Raw genomic sequence first — 13,465 nt, 5'->3', positions numbered from 1 at the left:
TTTTTTAGTAAGTAGATAATAATTCATTAAAATTTAAAAATAATAAAATGTTGCCAGATTTAGCACCCATCGTTTTTTTTGCATATAATAGACCAGATCATACCAGAAAAAGTTTATTAGCACTTTCAGAAAATACACTTGCACCAGATTCTAAATTATATATTTTTTGTGATGGTACCCCTAAAGGTACATCAGAAGAAAATATTAAAAATAATAATTTAGTGAAAGCCGTTTTAAGAGAAAAAAAATGGTGTGGTACCGTAGAAATAGTAGAATCTAGCTTTAACAAAGGCTTGGCTAAATCTGTTATAGAAGGGGTGGGAAGTATCGTAGAAAAATATGGTAAAGTAATCGTACTTGAAGATGATTTAATAACATCTCGTTATTTTCTAGAATATATGAATTCATCTTTGAATAAATATGAAAAGAATAAATCTGTAGTGCAAATTTCTGGTTTTAGTTTTCCTTCTCCAAAATTACAAAATAATCAAGGTAGTTTTTTTCTACCTATAACAAGTACTTGGGGCTGGGCTACATGGGGTAGAGAATGGGAATCTTTAGATTTTAATTGTAGAGACTACATAGAGCTCAAGCAAGATAAAGAAATGAGGTATAATTTTAATTTTAATGGTAGTTATAATTATACAAAAATGTTTTTTCAACAAATGGAGTCGAATAAAATAAGTTCTTGGGGAATTCGTTTTTATTGGAATGCTTTTAAAAGAAATGGAAAAATATTATATCCTGATAAAAGTTTAGTGTATAATAATGGTTGGGATGGAACAGGAAAGCATAATGATAGTTATGAAATTTTTCCTATGCCAGATTGGGACAAAGATTTTAAGGTGAAAAATTTTCCGGATATAGTTAAATTTGATGATGAAAAAGTTAATATTATAACTAAATATATGAAAAGTAGAACATCAATTTATTTTAAAATTTTTATTAAAATAAAATCCATATTTAATATTTAAGAGTTATGAGATTAGTTTATTATTTTTTTTATTTATTAAAAGGAGGTATCAGAAAAATAGAGCACAAGATAAACGAATTAGCTTGTAAAAATTTTATAACTTTTTCTGAAGGAGTAAAGTTTACAAGTACCGCTAAAGTTGAGAATACACAAAAAGACAAATCTAAGATAGTTTTAGGCAAGGCAACTTTAATTGAAGGTAGATTGTTGGTTTTTAACTATGGAGGTGAAATTAAGTTAGGAGAATATGTTTATGTAGGTTTAAATTCTAATATTTGGTCAGGAGAATCTGTAACAATAGGTAACAATGTATTGATATCGCATAATGTAAATATTATAGATACAAATTCTCATGAAATAGATCATATTGAGAGAAGTGAAAGGTATAAAAGTTTATTGATTAATGGGCACCCTAAAGATAAAACAAGTATTGTAACAGGACCTATTATCATTGAAGATGATGTATGGATTAGTTTTGGTGTAACAATCTTAAAAAACGTAACAATAGGCAAAGGAGCTATTATAGCAGCAAATAGTGTTGTAACTAAGAATGTAGCTCCCTTTACATTAGTTGCAGGAAACCCAGCAATAGTAGTTAAAAAATTAAAATGATGAAATACTTAATTATAGGTTCAAAAGGTTTTATAGGAAAAAAACTGAAAGAACAATTAGAAAATAAAGATAATATTGTTTACGGTGCAGATGTAGTTGTAGATTATATTGATACTGAAACCTATTTTTTAATAGACAGTACAAATTCAGATTTTAATACAGTATTTGAAAAACACCAATTTGATGTTTGTATTAATTGTTCTGGTGCAGCTAGTGTACCCGATTCTATTAATAATCCTCTTAGAGATTATTATTTAAATACAGTAAATGTATACAAGATTTTAAATGCTATAAAGAAGCATCAAAATACATGTAAGTTTATAAATTTATCAAGTGCAGCTGTTTATGGTAATCCAAAGGTTTTACCTATAACAGAAAACAGTATTGTTAATCCTTTATCACCTTACGGAGCTCATAAACTACAAAGTGAGCAAATCTGTAAAGAGTTTTATCAATTTTTTAATATACCAACTTGTTCATTAAGAATATTTTCTGCGTATGGTGAAGGTTTAAATAAACAACTTTTTTGGGACTTATATAAGAAAACTAAAAAAGAGGAAGAAATTGTACTTTTTGGTACCGGAAGAGAATCTCGAGACTTTATTTATATTTTAGATTTATTAAATGCTATAGAATTAGTAGCTAATAATAGCCGCTTTGAAGGAGAAAATATTAATATAGGTAACGGAGAAGAAGTGTTTATAGAAGATTGTGTTAGCGAGTTTTATAATTTTTTCGAGAAAAAGATAGCTTATAAGTTTTCAGGAAAAAACAGACCAGGTGATCCTAATAATTGGATTGCAGATATTACAACCTTAAAAGAAATAGGGTACAAAAGAAAGTATAGTTTAAAAGAGGGTTTACTAAATTATTATAGATGGGTAATAGCAGAAGAAAAAAAATAGGGATTGTATTTAATTTTAGTGGTAGTTGGCTTGGAGGCGTTTATTATGTGCAGAACATTATAAAGGCACTTAACTATATAAAAGATGAGGATAAACCAGAAATTATTATTTTTTATAAAAAGGAGCTGGTTAATTTTACAGAAAATATAGAATATCCATATTTAAAAACAATAGAGTGGCAATTTGTAAACCCATACAAGGGGTTCTTACTTTCTTGGGTGTTAAGAAAAAATGTTTTTTTAGATTCTTTGTTAAATGAGCATAATTTAGATGGTATTTATCCAGTTTATGATCATCCTGTTTCTAATAAAAATTTTAAAAACACCACTATTGCAGCTTGGTTTCCAGACTTACAACATAAATTTTACCCAAACTATTTTAATAAACTTAATTTAGTTTTAAGAGAATACAGATTGAAGCTATTATTAAAAAATGCTGACGTTTTAGTTTTATCTAGCCAAGATGTAGCCAGTCATTTTAATAAGTTTTACAAAATTCCTGAAAAATTAAAAATACATGTAATGCCTTTTGTCTCTATCATTGATAATTGGAATTTTGATAATATTAACGATTTGAAAGCAAAATATAAACTTCCTGAGGAATATTTTATGGTTTCAAATCAATTTTATGTACACAAAAACCACATTACAGTTTTAAAAGCGCTAAGTATCTTAAAAAAGAAAAACAAAAATATACATGTAGTTTTAACCGGTAAAATGGAACATTATAAAAACCCTGCATTTATAGAAAGTTTAAAAAAAGAGATTGAGACTAATAATATTGCAAATATGGTTAGTTTGTTGGGTGTAATACCTAGAGAAGATCAACTTTCTATAATGAAAGGAGCTAAAGCTATAATTCAACCTAGTCTATTTGAAGGTTGGAGTACGGTAATTGAAGATGCTAAATCTTTACAAGTTCCTGTAATCGCATCAAATATAGATGTTCATAAAGAACAGATGGAAGATAGAGGTGTTTATTTTAAAGCTACAGATGAGTTAGATTTAGCAAGTGTTTTAAGTAATTTCTCTAACCAATTTGGAGAAACTATTTTTGAGAGTTATGAGAAAAGAGTTGTTGATCTAGGATATAACTTTATCTCAATTTTTAAATAAATATGAAAATCTCCGTTATAACAGTCTGTTACAATAGTGAAAAAACGATTGAAAAAACCTTTAAATCGGTACAAAATCAAACGTATAAAAACGTAGAATACATTGTGGTAGATGGGGGGTCTAAAGACACTACTTTAGATCTTATTAAGAAATATAAAAACATTGTATCTCAATGGGTGTCTGAGCCAGATAAAGGTTTGTATGATGCCATGAACAAAGGGATTGAAATGGCTACAGGAGATATTGTAGGGATTTTAAATTCTGATGATATTTTTACAGATGAAAAAGTGCTAGAAAATGTAGCTAATTTTCATTTAAAAAATAAAAATATTGATGCTTCTGTAGGTAATATTTTACAATTTAATGAAGAAGGAAAAACGGTAAGAAAATATTCTGCTAAAAATTGGAATCCAGAAAAGTTGAAGATAGGTTTTATGCCTGCACATCCAGCGATATTTTTTAAAAGAGATTTGTTTAAAAAATATGGACTTTATCATTTAGATTTTACGATTGGTGCAGATTATGAGTTAATTACTCGATTTTTCTTACAACATAAAATTTCTTGGAAATTTTCTGATATTACCACTACGTCTATGTTAATAGGTGGTGTAAGTAGTTCTGGTTTTAGTAGTTATCAATTAATTTCAAAAGAAATAAAAAAAGCTTTGACCAGAAATAATATAAAATTTAGTTATTTAAAAGTGCAGTTAAGAGGCTTTTGGAAAATAATTGGGTTTTTAAATAAAAAGTAATTGATGAACAGTAATTTGCATATCATTACAGGAAATAAAGGTTTTGTTGGTCTAAATTTGATAGACTATTTTAAGAGACAAAATAAAGAAACTGTTGGTGTTTCTAGAACTCCAAAGAAAGAGGAACTTAGTTATGAAACGTTAAGTTTAGAAAAACTAAATCAAGCTAAGAGCTTCATTCATTTAGCAGGGAAAGCACACGATTTAAAAAAAACATCTGAAGACGCAGCGTATTTTGAAGTAAATACAGAATTGACTAAAACACTTTTCAATCAGTTTTTAGAAAGTGACTGTGAAGTATTTATTTACATGAGTTCTGTAAAAGCTGCTGCAGACGATGTAGAAGGTGTTTTAACCGAAGAAGTAACGCCTAATCCTGTTACTGTTTACGGCAAATCTAAATTAGCTGCTGAAACGTATATTTTATCACAAGAAATACCTGACAACAAAAGAGTTTATATTTTAAGACCTTGCATGATTCATGGTCCCAATAATAAAGGGAACTTAAATTTATTATTCAGTTTTGTGTCTAAAGGAATTCCGTATCCTTTTGGTAAATATGAAAACGCAAGATCTTTTGTTTCTGTAGAAAATTTATGTTTTGTAATTAATGAACTGATAGAGAATACAAGTGTACCTTCTGGTATATATAATGTGGCAGATGATGCCTCTTTATCTACAACAGCATTGGTTAAAATAATTGGAGACGTAATAGATAAACCAGCTAAGGTTTTAAATATTCCAAAGTTTTTTGTGGAACTTTTAGCAAAAGTAGGTGATGTATTACCATTGCCTGTTAATTCTGAAAGGTTACAAAAATTGACAGAAAATTACGAAGTATCTAATGTAAAGATCAAAAAGGCACTTCAAAAAGAATTACCTTTATCAGTAGAAGAAGGTATCAAAAAAACAATAGCCTCATTTTAAGTTTATGGAGAAGAATTTAATCGTTTTATGTATATTAATAGTCGCCTCTTTTGTGTATTTAAAGTTGGCTAGTAAATTTAATATTGTAGACAAGCCTAATGAAAGAAGTTCGCATACGAAAGTAACAATACGAGGAGGAGGAATTATTTTTCCGATTGCAATTCTATTATTCTTTTTTATGAATGATTTTCAATATCCCTTTTTTGTTTTAGGGCTATTTTTAATTTCTTTTGTTAGTTTTTTAGATGACATCTATACGTTAAGTTCAAAGGTTCGGTTTCCTTTTCAAATCATTGCTATATTCTTAATTTTATATCAAGCAGCGTTTCCTGTTTTTCCATTGTATTATTCAATATTTTGTTTATTATTTGGAGTTGCAGTAATTAATATGTTCAATTTTATGGACGGGATTAATGGCATTACAGGTATGTATAGTTTGGTGGTATTGTCTGGTATGTATTTTATCAATTTAAATGAAGCGATTGTTGATACAGATTTAATTGTGTATTCGGGCTTGTCTTTAATGGTCTTTGGTTTTTATAATTTTAGAAAAAAAGCACTTTTTTTTGCAGGAGATATTGGTAGCATTGCCATAGGAATGTTGCTTTTTTTTATCGGATTTTTATTTGTTATAAAATTAAATTCAATAATATTTTTATTGTTAATTCTAGTATATGGAGCAGATACAGCACTTACAATGCTTTATAGGCTTATATATACCAAGGAAAGTGTTTTAGATCCTCATAGGCATCACGTGTATCAAAAATTAGTGGATGTGTCTAAAATATCTCATTTAAAAGTTTCTTTAGGATATGGTGTACTTCAATTAGTAGTTAATTTTATCATTCTTAAATCCTATAAATTAGAGATGTCAATCCAATTAATAGTGTTTTTTGGTATGATTGTTCTTTTTATCATACTTTATGTTTATCTTTTTAGAGTGTTAGCTAAAAAAGCAAAAATGAGTAATGCATAATAAAATTCCTTTATCGGAGTCTATTATATCTATTGATTTAAAAACTACTTTTTCATCAATAGATATTGGTGTTGTAGCAGAATTTGAAAAATCTTTAGAAGCGTATTATGAGGGGAAGAAAAGTGTTTTGGCCTTAAATTCTGGAACTTCGGCTATTCATTTGGCACTGATTTTAAGTGGTGTAGCAGAAGGAGATGAGGTTTTATGTCAGTCGTTAACCTATGTTGCCACTATAAACCCAATTATCTACCAAAATGCAACTCCTGTTTTTATTGATAGTGAGAACGATACTTGGAATATGTGTCCTATTCAATTAGAACGTGCTATAAAAGATAGAATCTTAAAAGGTAAAAAACCAAAAGCAATTATTTTTGTGCATTTGTATGGCATGCCAGCAAAAATTGAAGAAATAGTTCGTATTTCTCGTAAATACAATATTCCATTAATTGAAGATGCTGCAGAAGCATTGGGAGCAACCTACAAAGGTAGAAAATGTGGCTCTTTTGGAGATTTTGCAATACTTTCTTTTAATAATAATAAGATTGTATCTACTTTAGGTGGTGGTGCTTTAATATGCAATACAGCAAAAGAAAAAGAAAAAGCCTTTTTTTATGCTACCCAGGCCAAGGAGAAAGAAAGTCATTACGAGCATACAAAAATAGGGTATAATTATAGGATGAATTCTTTAGGAGCACTTATTGGAATAACCCAACTTAAAGAGTTGAAAAATTATATAAGAAAGAGACGTACGATTAATGATTTTTACAAAGCGTATTTTATTAATTTTAAAGAAATATATTTTTTAAAAGAGCCTTCATCAGATTTTGTATCAAACCATTGGTTAAGTTGTATTCTTATAAAAGTAAAAGATGTTGAGACTAAGAAGCTAAAACTTCTAACGTTTCTTAAAAACAACCATATTGAAGCCCGTTTTTTATGGAAACCGATGCATTTGCAACCTGTTTTTAAAGATTTTCCATTTTATGGTGCTGAGGTAGCTGAAAATTTATTTCTACACGGACTCTGCCTTCCATCTGGATCTACCCTTAATAAAAATGATTTAATAAGAATCTCAGAATGCATTAAGAAATTTTTGTAGATTTGTAAAAAAAATCAACTAGAAAACTAAAAAATGATAAGAACCTTTTTTCTAAGAACCTTAAATAAATATGCATCTAAGTGGCTCGTTTTATTCGTAGACTTATCCTTAGTTTTTATCTCTTTTTTTATCGCTTATTTTATACGTTTTAATGTAAGTTTTAATTTTAATGTTTCTAATTTATTAAATCAAATACCTTATGTTTTAGGTTTTGCGCTGATAAGTTTTTTAACAGTAGGTTCTTACAAAGGTATTATTAGACATACAGGTGTTAGAGATGCTTTTAATGTTTTTATAGCCAGTTCTTTAGTTTGTCTATTACTGCTTTTAGCCATTACTTTTAATGTCTTTTTTAAAGCAATCGATTCTTTTTACATTCCTAAATCTATAATAGTTATCCACTATTTAGTAACTACTTTAGTACTTATTTTAAGTAGGTTTATCTTTAAAGCTTTTTATGAAGTTTTGTCTACGGAGATAGAAACCATTCATAATGTTTTAATTTATGGAGCAGGAGACTCTGGTATTATTGCTTTAAATGCCTTAAATAGAGATAAAAAAAATAATTATGATGTTATTGGATTTATAGATGATAATAAAAATAAAATTGGAAAAAAAATTGATAGAGTAAAGATCTTCAATTCTAATGTGGTGACTAAAAAGTTTATAGAAAAAAATTCTGTAGATGAAGTTATTATTTCTATTCAGAATATTAAACCGAATCGATTATTAGCGATTACGGATAAATTTATAGGGTTAGATGTTGACGTAAAAATTGTACCACCATTATCTAAATGGATTGATGGAGATTTAAATGCAAACCAAATAAGACAGGTTAAGATTGAAGATTTATTGGATAGAGCACCTATTATTATAGACAATCCGATTGTACAAAGAGAGGTAAATAATAAAGTAGTATTGGTTTCTGGTGCTGCAGGGTCTATAGGTAGTGAGATTTCTAGGCAGTTAAGTTTATACAACTGTAAATTAATTGTATTAATAGATCAGGCAGAATCTCCTTTGTATGATTTACAACAAGAATTAATTCAGAAAGGAATCACCAATTTTGTAGCGATTGTGTCTGATGTAAGAGATCGTTTTAAGGTAGAACGTATCTTTAAGAAATACAAACCGCAAAGAGTCTTTCATGCGGCAGCATATAAACACGTACCTTTAATGGAAAAGTCTCCTTATGAGGCAATTAAAGTTAATGTGTTAGGAACAAAAAACATTGCAGATTTATCTAATGAATATGGCATAGAACGGTTTGTGATGGTTTCTACTGATAAAGCTGTAAACCCAACAAATGTTATGGGAGCTTCTAAACGTATTGCAGAATTATATATTGGATGTGTAAGTAAAGCCTCTAAAAAAACAAAGTTTACAATTACACGATTTGGTAATGTTTTAGGATCTAATGGTTCTGTTATTCCGTTGTTTAAAAGACAAATTGAAAACGGAGGGCCTTTAACGGTTACACATAAGAAAATTACAAGATACTTTATGACCATTCCTGAAGCGTGTAGTTTAGTTTTAGAAGCAGGAACGATGGGTAAAGGAGGTGAAATATATATCTTTGACATGGGGAAATCTGTAAAGATTTTTGAAATAGCCAAAAGGATGATCTATTTATCTGGTTTACGATACCCAGAAGACATCGATATAAAAGTAACAGGATTAAGACCTGGAGAGAAATTATATGAAGAATTATTAGCTGATGGTGAAAATACTACAAAAACCTATCATGATAAAATTATGATAGCAAAGACTCAAAAAATTGATAATTCATTGTTTAAAGTAAAGATTGATGATTTATCTATGAACTTTAATAAGTTAGACAATAGTGATCTTGTAAAATTAATGAAAGAATTAGTGCCAGAATACGTTTCTAATAATTCTGAGTTTGAAATTTTAGATACAAGGCCAAAAGAAGTCAATATAAAATAGTATTTTTGCAAAAAAAAAGAAAATATGAATAGAATTTTAACTACGCTATTTTTACTAGTTCTTGTAATGTCCTCTTGTGTTTCTAACAAGAAAATAGCATATTTTCAATTTGATGAAATAGAACAAGCTAAGGTGAGTAATAAGTTTCAGACTGTTTTTAAACCAGATGATTTATTGCAAATAACAATTTCTTCTGAAAATATTGAAGCAACCTTGCCTTTTAACTTGCCAGCTGTAACCTTTGGTACCACAGGTTCTGCAACAGGAATACCTAAACAACAGACGTATTTAATAGACAGTAAAGGTGAAATAGATTTCCCTATTTTAGGAAAACTAAAGTTAGGAGGATTGTCTAGAGAAACTGCTTTAGAATTATTAAAAGAAAAATTGTCTCCAGACTATATTACCAACCCTACTATTAATATAAGTATTGCCAATTTTAAAGTAACGGTGTATGGAGACGTTAAAAATCCAGGTACCTTTACGATCCCGAATGAAAGAGTGAGTATCTTGGATGCGATTGGTTTGGCTGGAGATTTGAATATTTCCGGTAAAAGAGATAATGTTTTGGTACTTAGAGAAGAGAATAATAAAAAGGTACAATACAGAGTGAATTTATTGTCTAATAAAACATTAACATCACCTGTGTTTTATTTACAACAAAATGATGTGGTATATGTTGAGCATAATAAAGCAAGGATTCAATCTGCTTCTTCCAACTCGAATACAACCTTAATTATATCCGTTACAAGTTTGATTATTACTTTAGTATCTATTTTAACAAGATAAAAAATGCAGACACAAAAAGAGAACACGAGTTTTAAAAGTAACGAAGAAGGTGAAACTTTAAATATTCGTGAGGAGTTAGAAAAGTACTTGTTTCATTGGAAATGGTTTGTTTTTGGAGGTATTATTTCACTTATTGTAGCATTTTTATATTTAAGATATAGTACACCGCAGTATACTGCTTCTACTTCTATATTAATCAAAGACAATCAAAAGTCAGGGATATCTGCAGAGTTAGAGGCTTTTAAAGACATGGGAATTGTTGGTGGAGGCTCGTCGAACAATACTGATAACGAAATTGAAATTTTAAAATCCCGTAAAATTATTGGAACAGTAATAGATACTCTAAATTTAACAACACTTTATTTTCAGGAAGGTAGAGTGAAAAGAACTGAGGTGTATGCTAATAACCCCATTAAAATAATCTATGATGCAGATAAAGAATCTTTACTGAAACAAGTTAAAGACACTTCTTTTACTGTTAATATTATTTCACAAAATAAATTTGAATTAAAAGACGCTGAAGATAACTTGATTTCTAATCATAAGTTTAATGAAAATATAACGTCGGGTATTGGTCGTTTTAAACTCATACAAACAGAAAATTTTGACTTTAAAGGAGAACAGAAAGTTTATGTAACTGTTTTAGAAAGAAATAGAGTAATAGATGGTTATAAATCTGCAGTTAGAATTAGTGCTGTAGATAAAAATTCAAGTGTTTTGATGTTATCATTTACACATCCAATTAAAGAAAAAGCAGAAGATTTTTTAAACGAGTTGGTTACACAATATAATTTAGATGCTATAAAAGATAAAAGTGAAGTTTCTCAAAAAACAAAAACCTTTATAGATGAACGTTTGTTTGCCATTGGAAAAGATTTAAATGAGATTCAAGACCGCGTAAAGAATTTTAAAACAGATAATAATATTACTGGTCTTTCAGCTGAAGGAGAACTTGCTTTACAAACAGCTTCTTTAAATAATGAAAAATTAATTAATATTAAAACGCAGTTAAATATTGCTGAGGGTGTACTAAATAATTTAAAAAAACAAACCAATACGGATGAAACCTTACCTCAAAACTTGGGTTTTTCAGAAGGTTCAATCTCAGAGTCTATCAAAGCATATAATGAGTTAGTCGTTTTTAAGAATCGTTTAAGTGTAAATGCAGGTGATAAAAACCCACAAATTATACAATACCAGAAAGAAATTAACTCCTTAAAAAACAATTTAAGAAATAGTATTTCTAATTCAATTTCATCATTAAAAACACAGTATGCTCAAATTAGTAATGAGGCTAATAAAATAAACTCTAAAGTCTCTGCAATCCCTCTTTTAGAAAGAGGCTATATAAATATAGGAAGAGAACAAGAAATTATTTCTGGTTTGTATTCATATTTACTAAAGAAAAAGGAAGAAACGGCTATTTCTCTTGCAGTTACTGTTGCGAATGCTAAAATTATTGATGTTGCCTATAGTGATGGGATTCCGGTTTCTCCTAAAAGGAAAATTATATTTTTAGCAGCATTATTATTAGGTGTATTAGTGCCTTTTATTATAATTTACATTAAAAATTTATTAGATACTAAGATACATACAAGAAAAGATATAGAAGAGTTAACTACAATACCTTTTCTTGGAGATGTACCGCATTCTGAAACCAATGAGAAAATTGTGATTGGAAATGATGCAAGAACAAGTACAGCAGAAGCTTTTCGTTTGTTACGAACGAACTTAGATTTTATGTTGCCTACTAAAGAGAATGATTTAGGTAAAACCATTTTTATTACTTCTACCACAAGTGGTGAAGGAAAATCGTTTATTTCAATTAATCTTGCAGCTGCATTGTCTCTTTCTAATAAAAAAGTATTATTAATGGGGATGGACCTTAGGGCTCCTAAAGTAACAGAATATTTAGGGATACCAGAACGAAAAGGAATTACCAATTTTATTACAAATGAAAAGGTATCATTAGAAGATATTAAATTTTCAATTCCAGAAATTAAAGGATTAGATATTATTGCATCTGGTGTGATTCCGCCAAACCCTGCAGAGTTGTTATTACATGCTAAGGTAAAAGAATTGTTTGAAGAGGTTAAAAAAGACTATGATTATATTATTGTAGATACTGCTCCTGTAAATTTAGTAACAGATACCTTATTAGTTTCTAAGTATGCAGATATGTTTTTGTATGTTTCTAGAGCAAATTATTTAGACAAACGCATGTTAAATGTTGCCCAGACTTTATATAATGAAAAGAAATTAGTAAATATGGCAATCATTTTAAATGATACAGACATGACAAGAGGTTATGGATATGGTTACGGATATGGCTATGGAAATGCGTACGTAGAAACAATTAAGAAACCTTGGTATAAAAGAATATTAAGTTAATAAAGCTACCTAAGAAATGGTTAAACTTATTATGCTGAAGTTAAACGTGTCATGCTGAACTTGTTTCAGTATCTTAAGTCACCAAGATTTAATACTCGTAAGAAGCTAAATATAAATTAACAATAAAAAAGCATCCATTCGGATGCTTTTTTTATATGAATTTTTTATTATTATCTAAAAGATGTTTAATTTTTTCTAAATTCTTTTTGGTTCCAATCTTTTTTAAAACTTCTAAATGGTTTCTATGATGCGCATCGGTTCCTGCAAAATCATATAAATTTTCTTTTAAAATCTTTTCACAAATTTTTTGCACTCCTTTACCATATTGTTCGGTAAGGGATAATAAGTTTAACTGAAATAAACATCCTGCTTTTTTTAATTTATAATAATGGTTAAAGTCATTGTGAAGAAAACTATAGCGTTCTGGGTGTGCTAAAAGAGGTTTGTACCCTTTAACTTGTATTTCAAAGAGAATTTCATAAAGATTAATGGGGGCACTGAAATAAGACATTTCTACCAGAACATAATTATCTTTTAAGGTAAGAATGTCCTTTTTTTCTAACAATTCAGAAAACTGCTCATCCATCATGTATTCGGCAGCTGCTTGTATAGAAATATCTGTAATATCTCTTTTTTGCAGCTCTTCTTGTACTTCCCTAAGTTTGTCTTTTATCGTATCAGTGGAGTTTTGATAAAGATCCCCCAACACATGAGGTGTCGTGATAAAGTTTTTAATACCGTAAGAACGCATCTTTGAGATTAATGCAATTGAGTTCTCTAAGTTTTTTGCACCATCATCTATTCCTGGTAGTAAATGAGAATGAATATCTATAAAACCTTTTGGGAAAAAATCGATTAAAGGAATTTCTTTCTTTTTAAAAAAGATCATATCATTATATTTATTACAAATTTACAATAATTTAAGATGCTTTATAAATCTTATTCCATTTCAATAAAAAATTTTTAATACGAAAACGAT

General features: G+C 28.7%; 11 protein-coding genes and 1 pseudogene. 11 read left to right on the top strand and 1 reads right to left on the bottom strand.

Features of this window, described 5'->3' with window-relative positions; genetic code table 11:
* The first annotated feature begins 47 nt into the window (after positions 1-47).
* From GQS58_RS10110 to GQS58_RS10060, 11 genes and pseudogenes are all read left to right on the top strand, one after another.
* Entirely contained in the window at positions 48-974 is a 927-nt protein-coding gene (locus tag GQS58_RS10110) for a glycosyltransferase family 2 protein (RefSeq protein ID WP_166385456.1), read from the top strand.
* Between the two features lie 455 nt (positions 975-1,429).
* Positions 1,430-1,558: pseudogene (locus GQS58_RS17410) on the top strand (hypothetical protein); the annotation flags it as partial.
* A 23-nt stretch (positions 1,559-1,581) separates the two neighbouring features.
* A complete protein-coding gene (locus tag GQS58_RS10100; protein WP_205860415.1) occupies positions 1,582-2,490 on the top strand; it encodes an NAD-dependent epimerase/dehydratase family protein in 909 nt (302 codons plus the stop codon).
* The gene (locus tag GQS58_RS10095) at positions 2,463-3,605 is read left to right on the top strand and encodes a glycosyltransferase family 4 protein (RefSeq protein ID WP_166385452.1); all 1,143 of its coding nucleotides are present in this window, start codon (positions 2,463-2,465) and stop codon (positions 3,603-3,605) included. Before GQS58_RS10100 ends, GQS58_RS10095 begins: the two co-directional genes overlap by 28 nt.
* A 2-nt stretch (positions 3,606-3,607) precedes the next feature.
* Positions 3,608-4,357 carry a glycosyltransferase family 2 protein gene (locus GQS58_RS10090; protein ID WP_166385450.1) on the top strand — a complete coding sequence of 250 codons (750 nt, stop codon included), beginning with the start codon at positions 3,608-3,610 and terminating at the stop codon, positions 4,355-4,357.
* 3 nt (positions 4,358-4,360) lie between these two features.
* A complete protein-coding gene (locus GQS58_RS10085; RefSeq protein ID WP_166385448.1) occupies positions 4,361-5,284 on the top strand; it encodes an NAD-dependent epimerase/dehydratase family protein in 924 nt (307 codons plus the stop codon).
* Positions 5,285-5,288: 4 nt separating this feature from the next.
* Positions 5,289-6,260 carry an MraY family glycosyltransferase gene (locus GQS58_RS10080; protein ID WP_166385446.1) on the top strand — a complete coding sequence of 324 codons (972 nt, stop codon included), beginning with the start codon at positions 5,289-5,291 and terminating at the stop codon, positions 6,258-6,260.
* Positions 6,253-7,359, top strand: coding sequence for a DegT/DnrJ/EryC1/StrS family aminotransferase (locus tag GQS58_RS10075; RefSeq protein WP_166385444.1), 1,107 nt, complete (start codon positions 6,253-6,255; stop codon positions 7,357-7,359). The genes GQS58_RS10080 and GQS58_RS10075 overlap by 8 nt, the downstream gene beginning before the upstream one ends.
* Before the next feature lie 33 nt (positions 7,360-7,392).
* Entirely contained in the window at positions 7,393-9,306 is a 1,914-nt protein-coding gene (locus GQS58_RS10070) for a polysaccharide biosynthesis protein (protein WP_166385442.1), read from the top strand.
* A gap of 24 nt (positions 9,307-9,330) precedes the next feature.
* On the top strand, positions 9,331-10,095 hold the full coding sequence (locus GQS58_RS10065; protein WP_166385440.1) for a polysaccharide biosynthesis/export family protein: 765 nt from the start codon (positions 9,331-9,333) through the stop codon (positions 10,093-10,095).
* A gap of 3 nt (positions 10,096-10,098) precedes the next feature.
* Positions 10,099-12,486 carry a GumC family protein gene (locus tag GQS58_RS10060; RefSeq protein ID WP_166385438.1) on the top strand — a complete coding sequence of 796 codons (2,388 nt, stop codon included), beginning with the start codon at positions 10,099-10,101 and terminating at the stop codon, positions 12,484-12,486.
* Positions 12,487-12,637: 151 nt separating this feature from the next.
* On the opposite strand, the gene GQS58_RS10055 is transcribed toward GQS58_RS10060, so the two are convergent.
* Positions 12,638-13,375: a tyrosine-protein phosphatase gene (locus tag GQS58_RS10055; RefSeq protein WP_166385436.1), complete on the bottom strand. Its 738-nt coding sequence runs from the start codon at positions 13,373-13,375 to the stop codon at positions 12,638-12,640.
* Positions 13,376-13,465: the final 90 nt, after the last annotated feature.

Origin of the sequence: Polaribacter sp. 11A2H, from assembly GCF_011379025.1 — a bacterium.
Lineage (GTDB): Bacteria > Bacteroidota > Bacteroidia > Flavobacteriales > Flavobacteriaceae > Polaribacter.
Note: the sequence above shows the minus strand (reverse complement) of the source record. Positions and strands in the feature narration are given on the sequence as shown.